The 22,393-nt window shown below is 66.9% G+C and carries 21 protein-coding genes; 4 read left to right on the forward strand and 17 right to left on the reverse strand.

What is annotated here, in order from left to right:
- Window positions 1-10 precede the first annotated feature (10 nt).
- The 17 genes from ACSLUQ_RS12580 to ACSLUQ_RS12660 all read right to left on the reverse strand — a co-directional run bounded on the left by ACSLUQ_RS12580 (window position 11) and on the right by ACSLUQ_RS12660 (window position 16,759).
- Window positions 11-1,006: an aldose epimerase family protein gene (locus tag ACSLUQ_RS12580; RefSeq protein ID WP_461808719.1), complete on the reverse strand. Its 996-nt coding sequence runs from the start codon at window positions 1,004-1,006 to the stop codon at window positions 11-13.
- Between the two features lie 76 nt (window positions 1,007-1,082).
- Window positions 1,083-1,613 carry a retropepsin-like aspartic protease family protein gene (locus ACSLUQ_RS12585; RefSeq protein ID WP_461808720.1) on the reverse strand — a complete coding sequence of 177 codons (531 nt, stop codon included), beginning with the start codon at window positions 1,611-1,613 and terminating at the stop codon, window positions 1,083-1,085.
- 116 nt (window positions 1,614-1,729) lie between these two features.
- Complete coding sequence (locus tag ACSLUQ_RS12590) at window positions 1,730-2,656, reverse strand: ribokinase (protein ID WP_461808721.1); 927 nt, start codon at window positions 2,654-2,656, stop codon at window positions 1,730-1,732.
- Between the two features lie 53 nt (window positions 2,657-2,709).
- Complete coding sequence (locus ACSLUQ_RS12595) at window positions 2,710-3,483, reverse strand: SDR family NAD(P)-dependent oxidoreductase (protein WP_417772190.1); 774 nt, start codon at window positions 3,481-3,483, stop codon at window positions 2,710-2,712.
- A gap of 47 nt (window positions 3,484-3,530) precedes the next feature.
- Window positions 3,531-4,160: a uracil phosphoribosyltransferase gene (gene upp / locus ACSLUQ_RS12600; protein WP_417772189.1), complete on the reverse strand. Its 630-nt coding sequence runs from the start codon at window positions 4,158-4,160 to the stop codon at window positions 3,531-3,533.
- 194 nt (window positions 4,161-4,354) lie between these two features.
- Window positions 4,355-5,371, reverse strand: a complete 1,017-nt coding sequence (locus ACSLUQ_RS12605; RefSeq protein ID WP_461808722.1) for an adenosine deaminase — start codon at window positions 5,369-5,371, stop codon at window positions 4,355-4,357.
- A gap of 48 nt (window positions 5,372-5,419) precedes the next feature.
- Entirely contained in the window at window positions 5,420-6,640 is a 1,221-nt protein-coding gene (locus ACSLUQ_RS12610) for a phosphopentomutase (protein ID WP_461808723.1), read from the reverse strand.
- A gap of 67 nt (window positions 6,641-6,707) precedes the next feature.
- Complete coding sequence (gene deoA, locus ACSLUQ_RS12615; protein ID WP_461808724.1) at window positions 6,708-8,030, reverse strand: thymidine phosphorylase; 1,323 nt, start codon at window positions 8,028-8,030, stop codon at window positions 6,708-6,710.
- Window positions 8,031-8,035: 5 nt separating this feature from the next.
- Entirely contained in the window at window positions 8,036-8,812 is a 777-nt protein-coding gene (deoC, locus tag ACSLUQ_RS12620; RefSeq protein WP_461808725.1) for a deoxyribose-phosphate aldolase, read from the reverse strand.
- Window positions 8,805-9,617 carry a purine-nucleoside phosphorylase gene (locus tag ACSLUQ_RS12625; RefSeq protein ID WP_417772184.1) on the reverse strand — a complete coding sequence of 271 codons (813 nt, stop codon included), beginning with the start codon at window positions 9,615-9,617 and terminating at the stop codon, window positions 8,805-8,807. Before ACSLUQ_RS12625 ends, deoC begins: the two co-directional genes overlap by 8 nt.
- Window positions 9,614-10,039 (reverse strand): cytidine deaminase, encoded by a 426-nt coding sequence (gene cdd, locus ACSLUQ_RS12630; protein WP_417772183.1) that lies wholly within the window; start codon window positions 10,037-10,039, stop codon window positions 9,614-9,616. Before cdd ends, ACSLUQ_RS12625 begins: the two co-directional genes overlap by 4 nt.
- Window positions 10,036-11,004: an ABC transporter permease gene (locus tag ACSLUQ_RS12635; protein WP_417772182.1), complete on the reverse strand. Its 969-nt coding sequence runs from the start codon at window positions 11,002-11,004 to the stop codon at window positions 10,036-10,038. The genes cdd and ACSLUQ_RS12635 overlap by 4 nt, the downstream gene beginning before the upstream one ends.
- Before the next feature lie 10 nt (window positions 11,005-11,014).
- On the reverse strand, window positions 11,015-12,121 hold the full coding sequence (locus tag ACSLUQ_RS12640) for an ABC transporter permease (protein ID WP_461808726.1): 1,107 nt from the start codon (window positions 12,119-12,121) through the stop codon (window positions 11,015-11,017).
- Window positions 12,118-13,653 carry an ABC transporter ATP-binding protein gene (locus ACSLUQ_RS12645; RefSeq protein WP_417772180.1) on the reverse strand — a complete coding sequence of 512 codons (1,536 nt, stop codon included), beginning with the start codon at window positions 13,651-13,653 and terminating at the stop codon, window positions 12,118-12,120. The genes ACSLUQ_RS12640 and ACSLUQ_RS12645 overlap by 4 nt, the downstream gene beginning before the upstream one ends.
- Complete coding sequence (locus ACSLUQ_RS12650; RefSeq protein WP_461808727.1) at window positions 13,650-14,672, reverse strand: BMP family lipoprotein; 1,023 nt, start codon at window positions 14,670-14,672, stop codon at window positions 13,650-13,652. Before ACSLUQ_RS12650 ends, ACSLUQ_RS12645 begins: the two co-directional genes overlap by 4 nt.
- Window positions 14,673-14,751: 79 nt before the next feature.
- The gene (locus ACSLUQ_RS12655; RefSeq protein WP_417772550.1) at window positions 14,752-15,732 is read right to left on the reverse strand and encodes a BMP family lipoprotein; all 981 of its coding nucleotides are present in this window, start codon (window positions 15,730-15,732) and stop codon (window positions 14,752-14,754) included.
- 49 nt (window positions 15,733-15,781) lie between these two features.
- The gene (locus ACSLUQ_RS12660) at window positions 15,782-16,759 is read right to left on the reverse strand and encodes a sugar-binding transcriptional regulator (protein WP_461808728.1); all 978 of its coding nucleotides are present in this window, start codon (window positions 16,757-16,759) and stop codon (window positions 15,782-15,784) included.
- A 591-nt stretch (window positions 16,760-17,350) separates the two neighbouring features.
- Here ACSLUQ_RS12660 and ACSLUQ_RS12665 point away from each other — a divergent pair.
- The 4 genes from ACSLUQ_RS12665 (at window position 17,351) to hrpB (ending at window position 22,390) form a co-directional block, all read left to right on the forward strand.
- Window positions 17,351-18,211 carry a DUF1194 domain-containing protein gene (locus ACSLUQ_RS12665; RefSeq protein ID WP_461808729.1) on the forward strand — a complete coding sequence of 287 codons (861 nt, stop codon included), beginning with the start codon at window positions 17,351-17,353 and terminating at the stop codon, window positions 18,209-18,211.
- 194 nt (window positions 18,212-18,405) lie between these two features.
- Window positions 18,406-18,852: a methylglyoxal synthase gene (locus tag ACSLUQ_RS12670; RefSeq protein ID WP_461808730.1), complete on the forward strand. Its 447-nt coding sequence runs from the start codon at window positions 18,406-18,408 to the stop codon at window positions 18,850-18,852.
- Window positions 18,849-19,907 carry a glucokinase gene (gene glk, locus ACSLUQ_RS12675; protein WP_461808731.1) on the forward strand — a complete coding sequence of 353 codons (1,059 nt, stop codon included), beginning with the start codon at window positions 18,849-18,851 and terminating at the stop codon, window positions 19,905-19,907. Before ACSLUQ_RS12670 ends, glk begins: the two co-directional genes overlap by 4 nt.
- Window positions 19,904-22,390 (forward strand): ATP-dependent helicase HrpB, encoded by a 2,487-nt coding sequence (gene hrpB, locus ACSLUQ_RS12680; RefSeq protein WP_461808732.1) that lies wholly within the window; start codon window positions 19,904-19,906, stop codon window positions 22,388-22,390. The genes glk and hrpB overlap by 4 nt, the downstream gene beginning before the upstream one ends.
- The last annotated feature ends 3 nt before the right edge of the window (window positions 22,391-22,393 follow it).

Consider the following 22,393-nt stretch of genomic DNA (forward strand, 5'->3'; position numbering starts at 1 on the left):
CGCCCGCCCGTCATCGAGCAGGCGGAAACGCGTAGTCGGTGATCTGGCGGTAGGTCTCGCCGGGCCGCAGCACCGCGCCGGCGAACCCCCGATGATGGACCGCATCCGGCCAGCGTTGCGGCTCCAGACAAAGGCCGGCGTAAGCCCCATAGCGCCGACCGTGCGGCCCTGCAACCGGAACGGCGATCTTGGCTCCGTCGTAAACCTGCAGGCCGGGTTCGGTAGAGGACACCTCCAGCGCGAGCCCGCCCGAGGCAGCTTCCAGCCGCGCCACGAGCCTCGGGTCGCGCAGCGGCGCGTCCGTGATACAGAAATTGTGGTCGATCATCGTCGCATCTCCGATCCGGCGCATGCGGCGAAAATCGAAGGGCGTCCCCCTAACGGGACGCAGCTCTCCGGTCGGGAGACCATCCGCGTCGACGGGAAGATAGGTATCGGCATCAACGCGCAGGCCGTGGTCGCGGACATCGCCTCCGCCATCCAGATTGAAATAGCTGTGGGTCGCGAGATTCAGCAGCGTCGTTCGGTCCGCTTCACCACGCAGCACGATGCGCATCCGCCGGTCGGCGTGAAGCTCGTAGCGGCAGAAGACGACAACCGCGCCCGGATAGCCCTGGTCGCCATCGGGGCGTTCCAGTTTCAGCTCCGCGAAATCGGGCCCAGCATCCGCGAGCGCCCACACGCACTTGTCGAAGCCCCCAGGCCCGCCGTGCAGATGCGTGCGCCCCTTCTCGTTGAGCTCGAGATGAAAGGTCTCGCCATCGAGTGTGAAGGAGCCTCCGGCGATCCGGTTGGCGCAGCGTCCCACCACAGCGCCGAAATAAGACGAATGAGCGACATAGTCGGCGAGGGTCGCAAGGCCGAGAACCACCGGCTGCCCGGCGACGCGCAGGTCCTGGATGACCGCGCCATAGGTGAGGATCGTCGCCTCCAGATCGCCAAGCCCGATCAATATGCGCTCGACGCGCGCACCGTCCGGCAGCGCTCCGAATTGCGTGACGTTCATCCCACCCCACAGCATCCTGATCGACGGATCAGCGCCGAAAGGCGATCCGCACGCCCCGGACTATCGCGCTCTTTTCCTATTGAATCAAACGCATCGTGCCGGAGCGTATGTCGACCTTGGAAAGCCTGTTGAGCGCGGACATGCCGATAAGCGGCACCTGCAGCGCTCCCTCCGGGAGCACCAGCGCCTTCACGTTGGCAAGCCGGATGCTCCCGAGCCGCATTTCACGCAGTGTCACGGGTGCGGCAAGAACCGTTCCGTTGGCCGTGCTGACACGGGCGGTATAGTCGGCGCGCGATGGATTGAGGCCGGAGGCGCGCGCGACATCCGCCGGAAGGGCGACCACGGAAGCACCGGTATCGATCAGCGAGTGCACCGGGCGCCCGTTGAAATAGGCGTCGACCTCGTAGTGTCCGTTTCGGCTGACGGACAGAACGAGCGTGCGCGGACCTCGCTGGACCGCCTTCGGGGCAGCGGGATCGCCCGAACGGGCCTCCGCGGCGGTCTGGTCCGCGTTCAAAAGCTGCCGCATGAGATCAGGCGCGAAGCGCGGCGCCAGCGCGGCGGCGATGACAACGACGCCGGCAATGAGAAGATATCGCAACATCCGTCGCCCTTTCCTCCTGCGCCCGGGCTTCGGAAGCTAGCAGGAGCGGCTTTCCGTTCGCCTAAACACAGCGCCCCATCGGCGGAAAGGGTTAGCCGGTGGTGAACGGCTTGCCGTCAGCCGGCCGTGACGAGCGTGACCGTGATGCGCTCGGCGAGAGCGGCAATGGAGGCGGTATCGGGAGAGGAGGACTGCGCGCCCGTCGCGGTACAGGCCAGCGCGCCGGCGGCCGTGCCTTCGGCAAGCGCCCGCTCCACGTCGGCACCCCGGTCAAGCGCCGCGGCCAGAGCGCCGACGAAGGCATCTCCAGCGCCGGTGGTGTCGACCACCTCGACCTCGGGAGCCGCGACGTGCCAGCGTTTCCCGCCCATCTGGGCAACCAGGCCGCGTGCGCCGAGGGTGACGACGGCCAGCCGGTCCGGTCCGCTCAACACGGCGCAATGGAGGTCGGCGACCGGCGTCTCGCCCGCGCCGAGTGCAAGCGCCAGCTCCGCTGCTTCCGAGGCGTTGGCAACGATCACATCCACCCCCTCGACAAGCCGGGCAAGCGCCGCATCGCCGGACGGCGCGGCATTGAGCAACACGCGGGTTCCGCAAAGCCTCGCCCGCGCAACCGCCTCGGCGATAGGCTCGGGCGACAACTCGCGCTGAAGGACCAGAAGATCGCCCCTTGCCAGCCGCCCCTCGAGCCAGTCGGCGCTCACCCGGGCATTGACCCCGCTCGCGCACATGATCAGGTTTTCGCCGGCCTCATCGACGCCGATCATGGCGATGCCGGTCGTGCCGTCGAGATGACGCACGTCGGAAAGGTCAACGCCTGCCCTTTCGAGATTGACGAGAGCAGCGGCGGCATGGACGTCCCGCCCAACGGCCCCGACCATCCTCACCCGTGCCCCGGCCCGCGCTGCGGCGAGTGCCTGGTTCGCGCCCTTGCCGCCGGCAAAAAGCTGGTGGTCAGGCCCGACAACTGTCTCGCCCGGCGCAGGCAGGCGCGGCAGGACAACAACGAGGTCCAGATTGATCGAGCCGAAGACGGTGATCATGCGACTTCACTCCCTGCCATGCGGCTTGCCGGGTGCCCGGCGCGGCAGTGGGATCAGACCCAGCCACCGTCGACGATATAGGTCTGGTTCGTGCAGGCGCCGGCCGCCTCGGAGGCAAAGAAGGTCACGACCGAGGCGACGTCCGACGGCATCAGCTTGCGCTTGAGGCACTGGCGATCAAGGATTTCGCGCTCGCCTGTCTCGTCAAGCCAGAGCTCGATCTGGCGCTCGGTCATGATCCAGCCCGGGGCGATGCAATTGACGCGGATGTTGTCCGGCCCCAGGTCGCGGGCAAGCGAACGGGTCAGGCCGACGACGCCGGACTTGGAGGCCGTGTAGCCCGCCATGCCGCCCTTGCCGATCATCCAGGAGATCGATCCCATGTTGACGATGGCGCCACCGCCGAGCCCGCGCATGTCGTCGACCACCGCCTGGGCGCAGAAGAACTGATGCCTGAGATTGACCGCGATGCGGCTGTCCCAATACTCCGGCGTCACCTCCTCAAGCTTGTGGCGCTCGTCGTGGGCGGCGTTGTTGACGAGCACCGCGACGGCGCCAAGCGCCTGGCGCACCTCGGCAATGGCCTCGCGCGTCGCCGGGATGTCGGTCAGATCGGTCTCGACAAAGTGAATCTGCGCGCCCTTTGCGGACAGTTCATCGACCAGTGCCGTGGAGGCTTGCGCGTCGATGTCGAGAAAGCCGACCTTGCAGCCCTGGGCGGCAAAATGGCGGACGATCTCGGCACCGATGCCGCTACCGCCACCGGTTACGAGCACAGTCTTGTCGCGCAGACCCGGATAGATCGCGAGGGTCGATGCGTCGGACATGGTATTTCCTCCTCCTGAGCGGCTCCCGGCGTAGCCTTTAACAGATCCTATTTGGTGCCATACATCCGGTCACCCGCATCGCCGAGGCCGGGGACGATATAGCCCTTTTCGTTCAGCTTTTCGTCGATGGCGGCGGTGAAGATCGGCACATCCGGATGCGCCTCGTTGAACTTTGCAATGCCCTCAGGGGCTGCGAGCAAGCAGAGGAAGCGCAGGTTGTTGGCGCCGCGCTCCTTGAGCCTCTGCACCGCGGCGATGGCCGAATTCGCGGTCGCCAGCATCGGATCGACAACGACGACGAGCCGCTCGGCCAGATCTTCCGGCGCCTTGAAGTAATATTCCACCGGCTGCAGGGTCTTGGGATCACGATACAGGCCGACATGGGCGACGCGGGCGGCCGGCACCAGTTCGAGCATGCCTTCCAGAAGGCCGTTGCCGGCGCGCAGGACCGAAGCGAAGACCAGCTTCTTGCCCTCGATGACCGGGGCCGACATGGGCTGAAGCGGCGTGTCGATCTCGACGCTGGTGATCGGCAGATCGCGCGTGACCTCATAGGTTAGCAGCACGGAGATTTCCCGCAGCAGCCTGCGGAAACCTTGAGTCGAGGTGTCCTTCATCCGCATGTGCGTGAGCTTGTGCTGCACCAGCGGATGATCGATTACCGTGGCTCCAGTCATGGCGCGTTCCCCGTCTTGTCAGTTGACCCAATCGCGGCAGAGCTGGCCTCGCGCCTTCCGGCGGCACGGCGGCAGCGGCCCTGCCCGTCCAAAACCGCATATCCCACTGTTAGAACATGCCAGGCGGAAGCGGAACCTGCAGCGAGCACCTGGCGGGGCACGATCCACCGCTGTGAGCGGCCGCGAACGGGTCGTCAGGTCCCCGCATTGGCGGAAACGAAGCCTGTGATCCGGCCCATCAGGCGGGCGCGTGTGGTCTCGTCGCAAAAAGCCGCCTTCACCGCGTTGCGTGTCATCTCGATCAGATCGCCGCTCTTCCAGCCGAAGGTGCGCGCGCAGCTTTCGTATTCCGCTCCAAGCGAGGTCGCGAAGAACGGCGGATCGTCGGAATTGAGCGTCACCCGGCATCCGGCCCGCCTCAGGTGATTGACCGGATGGAAGCGCAGGTTCGAACAGACCCCGAGCGCGACATTGGACGTCGGGCAGATCTCGAGCGCGATGCCGTCCTCCACGATACGCGCGACCACCTCCCGGTCCTCGAGCGCCCTGACGCCATGGCCGATGCGGCCTACGCGCAGAAAGTCGAGGGTCGCTGTGATGCTTTCGGGACCGCAAAACTCACCGGCGTGGGCGGTCAATCCCAGCCCCGCGTCCCCGGCCATGCGGAAGGCGCGAGCGAAATTCGCCGGGTGACCCTCGCGCTCGTCGCCGGCAAGCCCGAAACCCGTGACGAGCGGATGAGGCGCGGCAAGAACCTGTGTCACCACCTGCTCGACAGCCCGCGCGCCGAAGTGGCGCACGCCGATGGCGATCATCCGCGCCTCGATGCCAACGGCCTTGCGCGCCCGCGCGATGCCTTCGGCAAGCCCGGCCACATAGTCGCGATAGGACAGCCCCGCGCCCGCCGCATGGTCGGGCGAGATCGTCAGCTCGGCATAGATCGCCCCCTCTGCGGCGATGGAAAGGAGATAAGTCTCGGCGAGATCGGCATAGTCCTCGGGTGCGCGAAAGACACGCGCGGCGCGATCATAGGCGTTGAGGAACCCGGTAAAGTCGGACCACACATAGCGTCCCTGCCCGTCAAGCAGCCCGTCGATGTCCAGTCCGTGGCGCTCGGCAAGCCGCTTGACCAGAGCAGGCGGCGCGGCGCCCTCGATGTGGACGTGCAACTCCGCCTTGGGCAGCGCAGGGGTCTCGGCTTTCAGGACCATGTTTCTCCCACGACTTCACTGACGCCGCCGGCAGGCGGCGAACCATGCCTAGAGGAACGTGGCCCCTTTGTCTCCAGGAGCAAGCCCCAGATGCGCGGCGACGGTCTCGCCGATGTCGGCGAATGTGTCCCGGATGCCAATGGCATGAGCCGCGCCGTCCGGCGCAACGCCGATCACCGGCACGCGTTCGCGGGTGTGATCGGTGCCACGCCACGTCGGGTCACACCCGTGATCGGCGGTGAGGATCAAAAGGTCGCCAGCACGCAGCCGGGAGACCAGCTCAGGCAAGCGGCGATCGAAGGCCTCCAGCGCCGCCGCATAGCCCGCCACGTCGCGGCGATGCCCGAAAAGGCTGTCAAAGTCGACGAAATTGGCAAAGACCAGATCGCTGTCCCGAGCCATGTCGACGGCCTCCAGCGTCTTGTCGAAAAGCGCGTCGTTGCCAGCGCCTTTCAGGATCAGGCCAATGCCCTGGTGGGCGAAGATATCGCCGATCTTGCCGATCGTCAGCGTGCGTGCCCCGGATGCGATCACCCGGTCGAGAAGGGTCGGAGCCGGCGGCAGAACCGAGTAATCCCGCCGGTTGGCGCTGCGCTCGAAGGTCTCCGCGCTCTCACCAAGGAAGGGACGGGCGATGACGCGCCCGATCCGGTAGGGATCGACCAGATCGCGCACGGTCTCGCAAAGCGCATAGAGCCGTTCGAGGCCGAAATGGGTCTCATGGGCGGCGATCTGGTAGACAGAATCGCCACTGGTGTAGCAGATCGGCTTGCCTGTCCTGACATGCTCCTCGCCCAGTTCGGCGATGATCTGGGTTCCCGAGGCATGCCGGTCCCCGAGAATTCCAGGGAGATTGCCCTCGCGGATCACCGCTTCGGTGAGCTCGGCGGGGAAGGTCGGCACCGTATCGGGGAAATAGCCCCAGTCGAAGGCGACCGGAACGCCAGCGATCTCCCAGTGCCCCGAGGGCGTGTCCTTGCCCCTCGAGGCTTCGCTTGCGGCACCCCAGATGCCTTGCGGGTCCACGCTTGTGTCAAACCCCGCCGGAACCTGGCCGCAGGCGAGTTCCCCGGCATGACCGAGGCCGAGCCGCGCCATGTTCGGCAACGCCAGGGGCCCTTCGCGAAGGCCGCTCTTGTCGCCGAGGCCTTTTGCGCAGGAAGCGGCGATATGGCCGAGCGTGTTCGCTCCCTCGTCGCCGAAGCTTGCGGCATCCGGGGCACCGCCGATCCCGAAACTGTCGAGTACGCACAAGATAGCGCGCGCCATGGGATTCCTCTTTCCTCTCCGCCGCGCACACATTCGCCCGCGGTCCCGATTGCGGCCGTTCCTGCCCTCAGGAGGCGGCCGTCACACGTTCCGCCACGACCGGACGGTCCTCGACGTCGGCCGGCTTGCCGATCCTGTAGGCGGCGCGAATGGCCTTGGTGGCACGCGCGGCCGCCGCTTCATCGGCCGCATGGACAATGGCAAGCGGCCCGTCGCTGTCGACCGTGTGGCCTACGCCGGCAAGATGGGTGAAGCCGACCGCCGGATCGATTGCCTCGTCCGACGTATGACGGCCGCCGCCCAGCTCGACGACGGCGATGCCGACCGCGCGGGCATCGACACCGACGACGGTGCCCGGTGCATCCGCATAGATCGCCCGCTCCACCGGCGCCGTGGCGAGATAAATCTCGGGCCGCTCAATGAAATCGGTCGGACCGCCGAGGCCGGCAACCATGCGCGCGAAGCGTTCGGCCGCCTGTCCGCTTGCGAAGGCGCGACGCATCCTTTCGGCGCCCTCGTCCGCATCCATCGCAAGCCCTCCGATGACAAGCGCCTCGGCACCAAGCGCCACGGTGACGTCAAAGAGGCGGTTGTCGATTTCCCTGCCCGTCAGAAAGTCCACCGCGTTGCGCATTTCCACCGCATTGCCGGCGGCGGAGGCAAGCGGCTCGTTCATATCGGTGAGAAGCGCGGTGGTCCGGCATCCCGCCCCATTGGCCACGGTCACGAGGCTCTCGGCCAGCGCCTTCGCCTCCTCGTAGCTGCCCATGAAGGCGCCTGTTCCCCATTTGACATCGAGGATCAGCCCCTGAAGGCCGGCGGCGAGTTTCTTCGACAGAATGGACGCGGTGATGAGATCGAGGCTCTCGACCGTGCCGGTCACATCGCGGATTGCGTAGAACCGCTTGTCGGCCGGGGCGAGGTCGGCGGTCTGGCCAATGATCGCGCACCCCACCTCCTTCACCACCTTGCGGAAGAGCGCATTGTCCGGTTGCGTCGTGTAGCCCGGAATGCTGTCGAACTTGTCGAGCGTACCGCCGGTGTGGCCAAGGCCACGGCCGGAGATCATCGGAACCGCCGCCCCGCAGGCGGCAAGCGCCGGCGCCAGCATCAGCGAGACATTGTCGCCGACGCCGCCGGTCGAATGCTTGTCGAGAATGGGTGCATCGACATCGCTCCAGTCGAGCACGCTGCCGCTGTCGCGCATGGCAAGCGTCAGAGAGACGCGCTCCTCAAGCGTCAGTCCCTTGAAGAAGACCGCCATCGCCAGCGCCGACACCTGCTCGTCACGCACGCTGCCGTCGACAAGCCCCTGGACGAAGAAAGCAATCTCCTCGGCATCGAGAGCACCGCCGTCCCGCTTCTTGCGGATAATTTCCTGGGCCAGCATGTCGGTCAGTATCCTTCCCCAGACGCTGCCGCCGTCCCGTCGAGAACAGCGAGAAGCGCGTCGAGCAGTCCGCTCGCGCCAAAGCGGAAATGCGCCGCGGACACCCAGTTCTGGCCGAGCAGGCGGTCGGCAAGCGCCAGATACGCGCCGGCATCCTCAAGCGTGCGGATGCCGCCGGCCGGCTTGAAGCCGACCTCGCGTCCGTCCTCGCGACGGCGCTCCTCGATTGCCGTCAGCATGATCTCGGCCGCCTGCAGAGTGGCATTGACCCGCGCCTTGCCGGTCGAGGTCTTGATGAAATCCGCTCCGGCCGCGATCGCCATGTTGGAGGCGACATGGATCAGCAGAGCGTCCTCGATCGCGCCCGTTTCGAGAATGACCTTGAGCAGCCGGTCTCCGCAGGCCTCGCGAACGCGCGCGACCTGCGTTTCGGCAAAGCCGCGCCTGCCGCTGACAAAGGCGCGCCAGGGCATGACGAGGTCGATTTCGTCCGCCCCCTCGTCCACCGCCTTGCGCGTCTCCTGCAGGACGGCGTTCGTGTCCTCGCCACCATCCGGGAAGTTCACCACGGTGGCGACCCCAACGCCAGAGCCGGCCAGATTGGAGGCGGCCTGAGCGACAAAGCGCGGCCAGACGCATACGGCGGCAACCGTTCCATGCGGCGTGACGGCGCGCGCGCACAACGCGTCGATGTCCGCCTTGCCACAGGCTTCGTCGAGATTGGTCAGGTCCACGAGAGGAAGCGCCCGCGCGGCGATATCCATTTGTGTGGCGTCAGTCATTGCCAAGATCCTTCACGAAACCGCGAATGAGCGTTTTCAATGCGCCAACGGCGGTCAGCGCCGTCGACTTGGTTTCCGCGTGCGACAGCGCATGCGGGTGAAGCCCCGCGCCATAGTTGGTGATGGTGGAGATCGCCGCCACCCGCAGACCGAGATAGCGCGCCAGGATCGCCTCCGGCACGGTCGACATGCCGACGGCATCGGCGCCCAGCAGCTTCGCCATGCGGATCTCCGCCGGCGTTTCGAAGGAGGGGCCCGAGAACCACATGTAGATGCCCTCGCCCATGGCGATGCCGGCCGTCTCGGCCTGTGCGCGCAGGCGTGCCCGCAGGTCGGCGTCATAGGCCGCGCTCATGTCGAGGAACCGATCGTCGCTTTCCTCGCCGATCAGCGGATTGATGCCCGACCAGTTGATGTGATCGCAGATCAGCATCGGCGTTCCCGGAGCGAAGTCCTCACGCAGCGAGCCGGCCGCGTTGGTGAGAAGCACCGTGTCGCAGCCAAGCTCCTTCAGCGTCTCCAGCGGCGTGCGCATCACTGTCGCGCCACCGCCCTCGTAGTAGTGCGCGCGCCCCGACAGCACCACGACGGACACACCCTCGAGCGTTCCCGCGACAAGCTCGCTGCCATGTGATGAGACGGTGGAGATCGGAAAGCCGGTCAGGCGGGTGTAGGGCACCCGCACCGCGTCCTCGATGTCATCGGCCAGCGCGCCGAGCCCCGACCCGAGCACCATGCCGATGCGATAGTCGCCCGGCCGCGCGGCCCGCACGATCGATGCGCATTCCGAGCCGTATCCACTCACGAAGTTTCCTTTCGGTTCTCGCCCGACGTCGCCTCATGCAGCACGAACCTGTGCGGCAGGAGTTCGCCGAGCGTGAATGTCGCGCGCACGCCACGCGTGTCGCAGATGTGAACCGGCGTATCATCGCCAGCGAATTCGGCAAGACGCTGGCGGCAGCCGCCACAGGGCGTGCAAAGGGCCGCGTCGGCCATGACGAGAACCTCGACAACCGAGGCTTTTCCTTCGGCCGCGACCATCTTGCCAAGCGCTGTCGTCTCCGCGCACCAGCCTTCAGGGAAGCTGGCGTTTTCAACATTGCAGCCGGAATAGATCCTGCCGCTTGCCGAACGCACCGCCGCGCCGACGGCAAAGCTCGAGTAGGGAGCATGGGCGTTGGCGCGCGCCGCCTTGGCTTCCTCGAACAGCCTTGCGATATCCGTCATGTCCTCTCCTTCACATAAGCCGTGCCTCCGGCCCGCGGCGGCACGGCCTTGCCGATGAACCCGGCGAGCAGCACCACGGTGAGGATATAGGGCAGTGCCTGTATCGCCTGTACCGGAACCTCTCCGATAACCGGAAGCTGCTGTCCCTGAAGCCGGATCGCCGCCGCGTCGAGGAAGCCGAAAAGCAGGCAGGCGAACATCACGGGCAGCGGCTTCCACTTGGCGAAGATGAGCGCGGCCAGCGCGATGAAGCCCTTGCCCGCGGTCATGTCCTTGATGAAGCCGGCTGACTGGGCAATCGACAGATAGGCTCCGGCGAAACCGCAAAGGATGCCGGTGCAGATCACCGCCCGGTATCGCAGCCAGGCGACCGAAATGCCGGCCGTGTCAACGGCGGCCGGGTTTTCGCCGACCGCGCGCAGCCGCAGTCCGAAGCGGGTGCGAAAAAGGATCCACCACGACAGCGGCACGGCCACGAAGGCAGCGTAGACGAGGATGTTGTGACCGGACAGGAGTTCGGAATAGACGCCTCCGATCACCGGCACATCGCGCAGCTCCTCGGCGAACGGCAGCGTGATGTCGCGGAACCGGCCGCCGCCGCCGAGCGGCGGCGTGCGCCCACCCTGGCTGAACCACGCCTGCCCCAGCAGTGCCGTCAGTCCCATCGCCAGAAAGTTGATCGCAACGCCGGAGACGATCTGGTTGCCGCGGTTGGTGATGCAGGCGAAACCGTGGACAAGGGCGAGGCCGATCGAGACGCCAACGCCCGCCAGAAGCCCGAGCCAGGCTGACCCGGTGACCCCGGCGGCGGCGCCGGCGGCGAAGGCGGCGCCGAGCATCTTTCCTTCCAGACCGATGTCGAACACGCCGGAGCGTTCGGAAAACAGCCCGGCAAGGGCGGCAAGCAGCAAGGGCGTTGCGAGGCGCACCGTGCTGTCGAGGACGAGGATCACCGTTTCGAACATGGTTCCGCCCTCACGCCGTCTTTGCCGATGGTTGCGACAACACGCCGAAGATCCTGACGAGCGCTGGCCGGAACATGTGCTCAAGCGCCCCCGCGAAGAGGATCACCAGCCCCTGGATCACCACGATCATGTCGCGCGTGATGGCCGGCATTTCGAAGGCAAGCTCGGCCCCGCCCTGATAGAGCATGCCGAAGAGGACCGCCGCCAGCACGATGCCAACCGGATGGGCGCGTCCCATAAGCGCAACCGCGATGCCGACAAAGCCGTAACCGGAGACGAATTCGATCAGCAGTCGGTGCTGCGACCCCATGATCTCGTTCACCGCCATCAGCCCGGCAAGACCGCCGGAGATCAACATGGTGATCACCGTGATCCGTTCCCCCGAAATGCCGGCATAGGCGGCCGCCGTCGGGCTCGCGCCGAAGGTACGGATCTCGTAGCCGAGCCGTGTGCGCCAGATCAGCACCCAGCAGAGCAGGCAGGCAACAAGCGCGATGATGAAGGTGATGTTGACCGGCGCGGAGCCGAAATCCGCGCCCGGGATCACGTCCTGAAGCAGCGGCAGCCGCCCGCCGGCCTCGAAGGTGCGGGTTTCCGGCTGCATCGAGGCCGGCCGCGCCATGACGTTGACGAGCAGGTAGACCATCAGCGATGCGGCGATAAAATTGAACATGATGGTGGTGATGACCACATGGCTGCCGCGCCGGGCCTGCAGCACCGCCGGAACCAGCGCCCAGAGCGCGCCGGCGGCAGCCGCACCCGCCACGGCAAATGGCAGCGTCACCCACCAGGGAACATAGCGGTCGAGGGCAAGGCAGGCCAACGCGACACCGAGGCCGCCGAGGTAGGCCTGCCCCTCGCCGCCGATGTTGAACAGTCCGCCGTGGAACGCGATGGCAACGGCAAGTCCGGTGAAGATGAAGTTGGTGGCGTAGAACAGCGTGAAACCGATGCCCTCGTTCCAGCCGAAAGCCCCCCACACAAGGATCTTGACCGCCTCGATCGGATTTTCTCCGATCAGCAGGACAACCAGTCCCGAGACGATGAAGGCTGCGGCCACGTTGAGCGCTGGGATGAGAACGAAGTCGACCCAGCGCGGAAGGTTTCCCGCGTTCATTCCGCTGCCTCCTGGCTCGCCCCGGCCATCAGCATGCCGAGCTCGCCTTCTTCCGCTTCCGGCGACCTTTCGCCGACGATGCGCCCGTCGAACATGACCAGCACGCGGTCAGCGAGCGCCCGGATCTCGTCAAGTTCGACAGACACCAGCAGCACCGCCTTGCCGGCGTCGCGCAGCGCGACAAGCCGCTTGTGAATGAACTCGATGGCGCCAATGTCGACGCCACGGGTCGGCTGACCGACGAGCAGCACCGCCGGATCGCGCTCGATCTCGCGGGCAAGCACGATCTTCTGCTGGTTGCCGCCGGAGAAATTGGCGGTCTTCAGCATGCAGTCCGGCGGGCGGATGTCGTATTTCTCGATCTCGGCGCGAGCATGCGCGCGCGCTGCCTCCACGTCGAGCATCGCGCCAGGCCCGAAGGCCCGGTCGCGGTGATAGCCGAGAATGGCGTTCTCATATTCAAAGAAGCGGGTGACGAGCCCCATGCGGTGACGGTCCTCGGGCACATGGGCAAGGCCAAGCCCGCGCATTTCCGCCGCATCCGGCTCGCGCGCGGCAAGGTCGACGGTCGTTCCGTCGACCGTTACGCGCCCCGAAAGCGCCTTGCGGATGCCGGCCACCGCCTCGAGCAACTCCGACTGACCATTGCCGGAAACGCCCGCGATGCCGACGATTTCGCCGGCGCGCACGGACAGCGAGACGTCCTTCACCACATCGACGCCGCGCCCGTCGCGCACCGTCAGCCGATCGACGACCAACACCGGGCGTCCCGGCTCGGCCGGACGCTTCTCCACTTCCAGCAGCACCCTGCGGCCAACCATCAGTTCGGCCAGTTCACCCATGGAGGTCTTTGACGTCTCGCGCGTGGCAACGATCTCTCCGCGCCGCATGACCGACACCTCGTCGGTCACGGCCATGATCTCGCGCAGCTTGTGGGTGATGAGGAGCACCGTCTTGCCCTCGTCCCGCAGCACCTTGAGGATGCGGAAGAGATGGTCGGCCTCGGCCGGGGTCAGAACGCCTGTCGGTTCGTCGAGAATGAGAACGTCGGCACCGCGGAAAAGCGCCTTGAGGATTTCCACCCGCTGCTGAAGGCCGACGGGCAGGTCCTCGGTCACCGCATCCGGATCGACCTTGAGGTCATAGTCGTCGGCAAGCCGCTTCAATTCGGCGCGCGCGCGCGCCACGCCAGCCCCCAGAAGCGCGCCGCCCTCAGCGCCCAGGATGACGTTCTCCAGCACGGTAAAGTTCTGCACCAGCATGAAGTGCTGGTGCACCATGCCGATTCCCTTGGCGATGGCGGCCTGACTGCTGGATAGCGACACCGCCTCGCCGTCGATGCGAATTTCGCCGGCGTCGGCATGATAGAAGCCGTAGAGGATCGACATCAGCGTCGACTTGCCGGCCCCGTTCTCGCCAACGATGCCGTGGATCGATCCCTTGCGGATCTTCAGGTTGATGTCCTTGTTGGCGTGGACAGCGCCGAAACTCTTGTCGATGCCGACAAGCTCGATGGCGAGCGTCTCGGTCATAGCGGGCACTCCCCTTGCGTCGCCACATCGTGCACCACAACGCGGCCGTCGGCGATGGCGGCTTCCGCCGCGCGCGCCGCCTTTTCCATTTCGTCGCTGACGAGCGCACGATTGTCGTCGTCGAGCACCCAGTCGACGCCCCCCTCCTTCAGGCCCAGTTCCTCGATGCCCGGGGTCCAGCGCCCCTCCCGCGCATCCATGAAGTTGGCGAGGACGGCCATGTCGACGCGCTTGCGGATCGAGGTCAGCACATGCCCTGGATGCAGGCCATTCTGATTGCTGTCGGTGCCGATGCCGAGCACGCCCGCATCGGCGGCAGCCTGCAGCACGCCGATACCGGTGCCGCCGGCCGCCTGGATGATCACATCCGCGCCTCGCGAGATCTGGGAGCGGGCGAGTTCCGCCCCACGCGCGGGATCGGCGAAGGCCGCCGGGGTGTCACCGGCCATGTTGTAAAGCACGCGAACGTGCGGCGAGACGGCGGCAGCGCCCTGACGGTAGCCGCACAGGAACCGGCGGATGATGGGAATGTCCATGCCGCCGACGAAGCCGATGGTGCCGGTCTTCGACGCCATCGCCGCGAGAAGTCCGGCGATGTAGGAGCCTTCATGCTCGCGGAAGATAACGGAGCGCACGTTCGGCGCGTCGACCACCATGTCGACGATGGAGAAAGACGCATCGGGAAAGCTCTTCGCCGCAGCCGCGACGGCGCTTGCCTGGTTGAAGCCGATGGCGACGATGGGAAACTCGCCGCGCTGGGCGAACCGTCTGAGCGCCTGGAGGCTGTCAGCGTCACGTGCGATCTCGAACTCGCGATACCGCCCGCCGGTCTCTTTCGCAAAGCGCTCCGCGCCGCGATAGGCGCTCTCGTTGAAGGAGCCGTCGAACTTGCCGCCGACCGAATAGACGAGCGCCGGCTCGGCCATGGCGGCGGTGGCGGAAAAGAGCAGGGCGGCCAGTGTCCGCAGACCCTGAAGGGGCAAGCGACGAGGCGTCTGTTTCGAAAGATATCGGGTCATCACGCCTCCCCGGCCGCCCAGGCGCGACCGGCCTCGATCAGACGGGCGACGGCTGTTGCGCCGCCGCCCGTACGCGGCCTCAGAACGGGCAGCTGTCGGTGGAGTTGTAGTCGTGCACCTTGACCGTGCCGGCGATGATGTCGGCCTTGGCCTTCTCGACCGCGTCCTTCATCTCGGGCGTGATCAGGTCCTTGTTATTGTCGTCCAGGGCCCAGTCGACGCCATTCTCCTTGAGGCCAAGCGAGTAGATGCCCGAGGTCCAGTTGCCGGTGCGTGCGTCCTCGAAAGTGGTGTAGATCGCGGTATCGACGCGCTTCAGCATCGAGGTCAGCACATGCCCCGGGTGCAGGCCGTTCTGGTTGCTGTCGACGCCGATGCCAAGCTTGCCCTCGTCGGCCACCGCCTGCAGAACGCCAAGACCGGTGCCCCCGGCGGCGTGGAAGATCACATCCGCGCCGCGGTCCATCTGCGACTTCGCCAGTTCGCCACCCTTGATCGGGTCGGTCCAGGCTGCCCCGGTGTTGCCGGTCATGTTCTGGAACACCGTCGCCTGCGGGTTGGTCTCCATCACACCCTGCTTGTAGCCGCAGGCGAACTTGCGGATAAGCGGCACGTCCATGCCGCCTACGAAGCCGACCTTGCCGGTCTTCGAGGCCATCGCCGCGAGAAGCCCGACGATGTAGGAGCCTTCCTGCTCCTTGAAGACGATCGAACGGACGTTCGGCAGGTCGACCACCATGTCGACGATGGCGAACTTGGTGTCCGGAAACTCCTGGGCGACCTTCTTCAGCGCACCCTCATAGGAAAAGCCGATGGCGACCACAGGGTTGGAGCCGCGACGGGCGAAGTTGCGCAGCGCCTGTTCGCGCTGGCTGTCGTTCTGGATCTCGAAATCGCGATAGTTCGTGCCGGTGTCGGCCTTGTACTTCTGGGCGCCGACATACGCCGCCTCGTTGAAGGACTTGTCGAACTTGCCGCCGAGGTCATAGACGACCGCCGGTGCGAAATCCTCAGCCATCGCCGTTCCCGCAAGAAGCGTCGCAGCCGCGACGCCGAGCATGATCCGTTTCAACACTGCATTCACCTCCACCTATGCGGCCGCTTCGGCATCATGCCGAGCGCGCCTGTCCTGTTCTGCCGGCGGCCGCAAGAGCCCGGCCCAGACTTTCATCGACGATCAGGTCGGTCACGAGGCCCGAGCGCAGGGCCGCGCGGGTCGCCTCGAGCTTGCCGAGACCGCCGGCGAGCGCGACCACCCGCGCGCCGCTGACAGCCTCGAAAGGAAGGCCGACGGCCTTGTCTCCGAGCTTCGCCGATACCAGCCGCCCCGTGCTGTCGATGAAGCGGCCCATCAGATCGCACACGGCCCCCGAGGCGATGAGATCGCGCTGCTCGTCGCGCGAGATCAGGTCACGGCGGATCAGGTGGCCATCATCCTCGACGGAGCCGATGCCGATGACGAAAAGGTCCGACTTGCGTGCGCGCTCAAGCAACGCCTGCACGCTGCGCTGGCCGAGGAACATGTCGCGCTCGCCGACGCTGTCGGCGAGATAAGGCACGGGAAGATAATAGCCCTCGCCGCCGGTGCGCTCGGCAAGTTGCTGCACCACGTCGAAGGGATTGGCCGACAGTTTGCGCGTCAGCGAACCAGAAATGGAGACGATGGACAGATCCGGACGCAGGACACGCGGCATGCGCTCGACCGCCGCGCGAAGCGTGCGCCCCATGCCGACGCCGACCTGGGAGACCGTCGGCGCGCCGAGCAGGCTCGCAAGATGCGGCCCGGCAACCTCTGCGATGGAGCGAATGTCGCCATCGTCCTCCGTCCCGCCGATGTCGGGAGCGATCAGGCAGGACGCGAGCTTGTGCTCGGTAACCAGGTCCGCCTCGACCGCGAGGCAATCCGCCGGGCGACCGACGATCTGGAAGCGGACGAGGCCGGTGCGTTGGGCATGGGCGATCAGGCGGTGAACCTTGGCCGTCGAAATTCCGAGCCGCGTGGCGATCTCACCCTGCGTCGCGCCGCCAACGAACGACATCCAGGCGGCGCGGATGGCCATGTCGGTGGTCCAGTCGACCTGAGGCATGAAGTGCCGTCCCCTCGCCATCGGGCAGCCCCGGCTGCCGCATGCACCGGCACTCCCGCCAGAGGAGGAAGATCAGCCGGCCAGCCCGAAAAATTCTTCAACCTTTGCGGTTTCTTTCATTCAGACTGCATGAGCGGCCCCGCAAGGTCAAGCCTGTTTACGCCGCGTTCCCGGCAAGAAATCGCATCACCCGGCAAATTTTGCCGACCACCCGGCAACATCTGCCGTCTTCGCGGGCACAACACTCGATTGCGCACAAACAGCAGGCAGAGCGCCACCGCGCTCCGGCCACGTCCGCCGCGCAGGCCACGCCAGGGCACACTCCTTAACCGGCTGATCTGACACGGGTATCAGAAAACGCAATTAGTGCGCTTATTTTAATTGATGACGTAGCGTCCGAAAGACATCTCACTCACTCAGGCTCGCCCGCAACTGGCATGCCTCTTGCTGATTTTCACTGTCGCCAGACCAGTCGTTCTTGGCGCGGGCGCGGTGCCCAACCGGGACGGCAGGAAGATAAGGCGGGAGGGGACTGGGAAGAGAAGCGTCTGACAAGGCAGGAGCCCTTCAATCGGTTGAAGGAGTTCGACCATGTGCGTGTCAGTCCCCATCAGTCGGCGCGGCAAGACCCCACCGGCGATTTTCAAGTCTCTGGGCCTCGCCGCCGCCATCGCGCTCGGCGGCGCTGCCGCATCCGGCAACAAAGCGCTCGCCGCAGGCACCCCGCCGGTTGTGGGCTATGGCTATGCCCCCGACCGCGAGGTCGACGTCGAACTCGTCCTTGCCGTCGACATCTCCCAGTCGATGGACGTGGACGAGCAGGAGGTGCAGCGTGCCGGCTACGTCGCGGCGCTGACCTCGCCGCAGGTGCTCGACGCCATCCGCTACGGCCCGACCGGACGCATCGCCGTCGCCTACATGGAGTGGGGCGGCACCGGCGAGCAGTTCGTCGTCGCCGACTGGTCGGTGATCAGCGACGCGTCGACGGCCGCCGCCTTCGCCACCAAGATCGCCGAGGCGCCACTCAACCACCGACAGCGGACCTCCATCTCCTCCGCACTCGCCCAGGCGACGCTCATGGTCGGGAGCAACAGCTACGAGGGCCTGCGCAAGGTCATCGATATTTCCGGCGACGGGCCGAACAATCAGGGCGGCGCTGTCACCGCCATCCGCGACCGGACGGTTTCCGCCGGCATCACCATCAACGGCCTGCCGCTGATGATGAAATCCGACAAGGACACCTGGCAGTCGATGATGAACATCGACAACTATTATGAGGACTGCGTCATCGGCGGCCCGGGGCATTTCTTCATACCCGTCCGCTCCAAGGGACAGTTCGCGGACGCGATCCGCATGAAGCTGGTTCTGGAGATCGCCGGTCTCGTGCCAACGCAGCCGCAGGTGATACGTGCGGCCGGCCGCAAGCCGGTCAATTGCAGCCTCTATGACTGAGGCAAGGCCACGCCGCGCGACGGGCCACCACGGCACAGACACCGGGACGGGTTCCAACACGCTCCGGAAACGGGTAATTCTTGGGGGAGCCCCGCCGGGCGGTCGGCCATGCTCCCGCGAGCGGAGACCGCACCCGATGGCTCGACGACCAGGGCTCCTGGCCAAAAGCCAGGCCCCATGAGCAGGAATGCCCCGTGACTCAGTCAGACCAGGCAGTGAAACCGGCGCTCGCGCTGATAGCCCATGACGCAAAGAAGGACGACATGGTCACCTTCGCGCGCGCCCATTATGATAAACTGCGGGCCTACCGCCTGTTCGCCACCGGAACCACCGGCGGGCGCATCATCGAGGCCTGCCCTGAACTGGACGTGACCCGCCTGAAGAGCGGCCCGCTCGGTGGTGACCAGCAGATCGGCGCGATGATCGCGGAAGGCCGGCTCCAGGGCATGATCTTCCTGGTCGACCCGCTGTCGCCGATGCCCCATGACGTCGACGTGAAAGCCCTGATGCGGCTTGCTCTGGTCTACAACATCCCCATGGCGCTGAACCGGGCCACCGCCGACATCCTGCTGCGCAGCGCCCGCCTTGCTGGTCTGGCGACAACGTCCCGAACGCCCGAAATCCAGTTGCAGACGACATGAGTATCCCTGCCAGGCTCGAGAGCGCCCCCTCGCTTCGTCATTTCCCCTTTCCCGTGCTGGTCGCCGACATCGGCGGCACCAATGCGCGTTTCGCCATTATCTCGGACGCCCACGCGCAATCGCGCGTCTTCGGGTCGGTCGCAACCGCCGACTACCCGGACCTTTCACAAGCCGCCCGGGCGGCCGTGCTCGACCACACCTCGGTAATGCCGCGCACGGCGGTGATCGCGGCGGCCGGTCCGGTCACGGGAGAGAGGATCTCGCTCACCAACGCCGACTGGGTCATCGAACCGCGCGGGCTTTGCGCCGAGTTCGGCCTTGAACGGCTTGTCGTGCTCAACGACTTCGAAGCCCAGGCGCTTGCGCTGCCGGGCCTTGCCGACGATGCCGTCCACCAGATCGGCGGCGGCAAGGCGCTTGCCAAGGGCGCCAGGGTCGTGCTCGGCCCAGGCACCGGCCTCGGCGTCGCCGCCATGGTTCATGCCAGCGACACCTGGGTGCCCATCCCCGGCGAGGGCGGGCATGTGGAACTCGGCCCCGTTTCCGAGAGCGATTACCGGATCTGGCCGCACATCGAGCGGATTGGCGGGCGCGTCAGCGCCGAGCGGATCATCAGCGGCAGCGGTCTCTTGCACCTTGCCCGGGCCGTCGCCAGCGAGGCCGGCCTCGACAGACGCTTCGCGGAACCCCGCGACGTGACGCTGGCTGCCGACGCGGGCGACGAGGTCGGCCTGCGCACCATGGACGCCTTCGTGCGCGCGCTCGGTCGGGTCGCTGGAGACTTCGCCATCACCTTCCTCGCCCGCGGCGGCGTGTTTCTGGGGGGCGGCATCGCGAAGCACATCGAGACCTATCTGGCGCATCCCGCGTTTCGCACCTCCTTCGAGGCCAAGGCCCCACACGCCGGACTGATGAAGACCATTCCCACCTTCCTCATTCGCCACGAGCAGCCCGCGCTCGAGGGCCTCACCGCCTTCGCCCGAATGCCGACGCTCTTCGCCGTCGAGCTTGCCGGCCGCTCCTGGACGGCCGAGGCCGGCGGCCCGGACGAATGACCGCCGGCCCGGTCACCCGGGTCTCGGGACTGCCGATCGACGCGGCGCTGCCAGACCTCCTCGCAACACTCGAGGCGCGGAACGCCGCCGTGCTCGTCGCCGAACCCGGCGCCGGCAAGACGACCGTCGTGCCTCTCTGCCTCCTTGATGCCGCCTGGCGGGGTGACAACCGCATCGTGCTGCTGGAACCCCGGCGGCTGGCGGCACGCGCGGCAGCCGCCCGCATGGCATCGCACCTCGGCGAGCAGGTCGGCGGCACCATCGGTCTGCGCGTGCGCATGGAAACGCGCGTGTCGGCCCGCACTCGGATCGAGATCGTCACCGAGGGTGTCTTCACCCGCATGATCCTGGACGACCCGGAGTTGTCCGGCATCGCCTGCGTGATCTTCGACGAGTTCCACGAACGCTCTCTCGAAGGCGACCTCGGCCTCGCCCTGGCGCTCGACAGCCAGGGCGCGTTGCGTCCGGACCTGCGCATCCTGCCCATGTCGGCGACCCTCGACGCAGGGGCCGTTTCCCGCCTGCTCGGCGACGCACCCGTGATTGCCTGCCCGGGCCGGACCTTCCCCGTCGAAACCCGCTATCTCGGCCGCGATCCGCAGGCCCATGCCGCAGATCAGATGGCAACTGCCATCCGCCGGGCGCTTGGCGAGGAAGCCGGCTCCCTCCTTGCCTTCCTGCCGGGCCAGGGCGAGATACGGCGTTGCGCGGAACGGCTGGAGGACCGCCTGCCCGCCGACACCGATCTTGCGCCGCTGTTCGGCGCCATGGACGGCAAGGCGCAGAGCGCGGCGATCCGCCCGGCCGCGCCGGGACGCCGCAAGGTGGTGCTCGCCACCGCGATCGCACAGACCTCCCTCACCATCGAGGGCGTGCGGGTGGTCATCGACAGCGGACTTGCCCGCGTTCCCGTGTACGAGCCGGGCACAGGCCTGACCCGGCTTGAGACCGTGCGCGTTTCGCGCGCCTCGGCCGACCAGCGACGCGGGCGCGCGGGGCGAACGGAACCCGGCATCTGCTACCGGCTCTGGGACGAGGGCCAGACAGCGTCGCTCGCGGCGGCCGACCGGCCGGAGATCCTGGAAGCCGATCTTTCCCGCCTCGTTCTCGACCTCGCCTCCTGGGGCGTCACCGATCCCTCTGCGCTCGGCTTCCTCGATCCGCCTCCGCAGGCGGCCTGGCAGGAGGCCTGTTCGCTGCTGCGGGACCTGGATGCACTCGACGGCAACGGGCACCTGACGCAGACCGGCCAGCGGATGATGCGGCTCCCGCTCGCGCCGCGCCTCGCCCACATGCTGATTGCGGCGGGCGAGCATGACGCGGGCCGCCTTGCCAGCGAAATCGCAGCGCTCCTGTCCGAGACGGGCCTCGGGGGACGGTCCAGCGACCTGCGCGCACGCCTTGCCGACTTCCGCCGAGCCCGCGACCCGAGGTCGAAGGCGGCCGCCGGTCTTGCCGCGCGCTGGCGCGAGATGGCCGACATCGCCCCGGGCTCGACCGGCGACGAAGCGGCGGGCCGGGTGCTGGCGCTCGCCTATCCCGACCGGGTGGCACAGGCTCAGGACGGACGCGGCGGCTTCCGCATGGCGAATGGCCGTGGCGCGCGCCTGGAGGAGAGCGACGCGCTCGCCCGCGAGCCCTTTCTGGCTATCGCCGAGGTGCAGGGGACGGCGGCGCGCGGACGCATCCTGCTCGCCGCGCCGATCGCGCGCTCGGAGATCGAGGAACTTTTCGACGCTCATATCGAGAATGGAACAGAGGTTTCCTGCGATGGCGAAGGCAAGGTGCGGGCACGGCGGGTCACCCGGCTGGACCGGCTTGTGCTTGCCGAGACAGCAGAGCCCTCGCCTGCCCCGGAAGCGGTCGCGCGCGCGCTTGTTGCCCACGTCCGCAAACGCGGGGTCGACAGACTTGCCTGGTCGAAGGCGCAGGCCGCGCTTCGCGCCCGCGTGACGACGCTGCGCGCGCTGCTTGGTGCCGATGACGCCGCCGCCTGGCCTGACCTCTCGGACACAACGCTTTGCGGGACCCTGGAGGATTGGCTCGAGCCCTATCTGGCGGGGCTGAGGAATGCGGCCGAGATCGACCCGGAGGTGCTCGGCGCGGCGCTGGCAGGGCTTCTCCCGCAGTACCGGCTCGCGGATCTCGACCGGCTGCTGCCGACCCATTTCGACGCGCCGTCAGGCTCCCGGGTGCCAATCGACTATGACCGCAACGAGGGACCGGCGCTGCCGGTCCGGGTGCAGGAACTCTTCGGCCTCGACCGGCATCCGGCAATCGCCGGCGGCAAGGTGCCGCTGCTTCTGGAGCTTCTGTCCCCGGCTCACCGGCCGATCCAGCTCACCCGCGACCTGCCGGGTTTCTGGCGCGGTTCCTGGACCGCGGTGCGCACGGAAATGAAGGGGCGCTACCCCAGACATCCCTGGCCAGAAGACCCGCTCACCGCTCCGCCCACTGCCCGCGCCAAGCCGCGCGGACAGTAGCCG

The sequence above is a fragment of the Stappia sp. ICDLI1TA098 genome, from assembly GCF_054880955.1.

Bases quoted from the DNA above. Each gene is read 5' to 3' on its own strand.
- ACSLUQ_RS12650 (WP_461808727.1), bottom strand. From the start codon at position 14,672: ATGACCCGATATCTTTCGAAACAGACGCCTCGTCGCTTGCCCCTTCAG.
- glk (WP_461808731.1), top strand. From the start codon at position 18,849: ATGAGTATCCCTGCCAGGCTCGAGAGCGCCCCCTCGCTTCGTCATTTC.
- ACSLUQ_RS12610 (WP_461808723.1), bottom strand. From the start codon at position 6,640: ATGGCGCGCGCTATCTTGTGCGTACTCGACAGTTTCGGGATCGGCGGT.
- deoA (WP_461808724.1), bottom strand. From the start codon at position 8,030: ATGCTGGCCCAGGAAATTATCCGCAAGAAGCGGGACGGCGGTGCTCTC.
- ACSLUQ_RS12590 (WP_461808721.1), bottom strand. From the start codon at position 2,656: ATGATCACCGTCTTCGGCTCGATCAATCTGGACCTCGTTGTTGTCCTG.
- ACSLUQ_RS12605 (WP_461808722.1), bottom strand. From the start codon at position 5,371: ATGGTCCTGAAAGCCGAGACCCCTGCGCTGCCCAAGGCGGAGTTGCAC.
- ACSLUQ_RS12645 (WP_417772180.1), bottom strand. From the start codon at position 13,653: ATGACCGAGACGCTCGCCATCGAGCTTGTCGGCATCGACAAGAGTTTC.
- ACSLUQ_RS12595 (WP_417772190.1), bottom strand. From the start codon at position 3,483: ATGTCCGACGCATCGACCCTCGCGATCTATCCGGGTCTGCGCGACAAG.
- deoC (WP_461808725.1), bottom strand. From the start codon at position 8,812: ATGACTGACGCCACACAAATGGATATCGCCGCGCGGGCGCTTCCTCTC.
- ACSLUQ_RS12585 (WP_461808720.1), bottom strand. From the start codon at position 1,613: ATGTTGCGATATCTTCTCATTGCCGGCGTCGTTGTCATCGCCGCCGCG.
- ACSLUQ_RS12655 (WP_417772550.1), bottom strand. From the start codon at position 15,732: ATGCTCGGCGTCGCGGCTGCGACGCTTCTTGCGGGAACGGCGATGGCT.
- cdd (WP_417772183.1), bottom strand. From the start codon at position 10,039: ATGACGGATATCGCAAGGCTGTTCGAGGAAGCCAAGGCGGCGCGCGCC.
- ACSLUQ_RS12660 (WP_461808728.1), bottom strand. From the start codon at position 16,759: ATGCCTCAGGTCGACTGGACCACCGACATGGCCATCCGCGCCGCCTGG.
- ACSLUQ_RS12640 (WP_461808726.1), bottom strand. From the start codon at position 12,121: ATGAACGCGGGAAACCTTCCGCGCTGGGTCGACTTCGTTCTCATCCCA.
- hrpB (WP_461808732.1), top strand. From the start codon at position 19,904: ATGACCGCCGGCCCGGTCACCCGGGTCTCGGGACTGCCGATCGACGCG.
- ACSLUQ_RS12635 (WP_417772182.1), bottom strand. From the start codon at position 11,004: ATGTTCGAAACGGTGATCCTCGTCCTCGACAGCACGGTGCGCCTCGCA.
- ACSLUQ_RS12580 (WP_461808719.1), bottom strand. From the start codon at position 1,006: ATGAACGTCACGCAATTCGGAGCGCTGCCGGACGGTGCGCGCGTCGAG.
- upp (WP_417772189.1), bottom strand. From the start codon at position 4,160: ATGACTGGAGCCACGGTAATCGATCATCCGCTGGTGCAGCACAAGCTC.
- ACSLUQ_RS12665 (WP_461808729.1), top strand. From the start codon at position 17,351: ATGTGCGTGTCAGTCCCCATCAGTCGGCGCGGCAAGACCCCACCGGCG.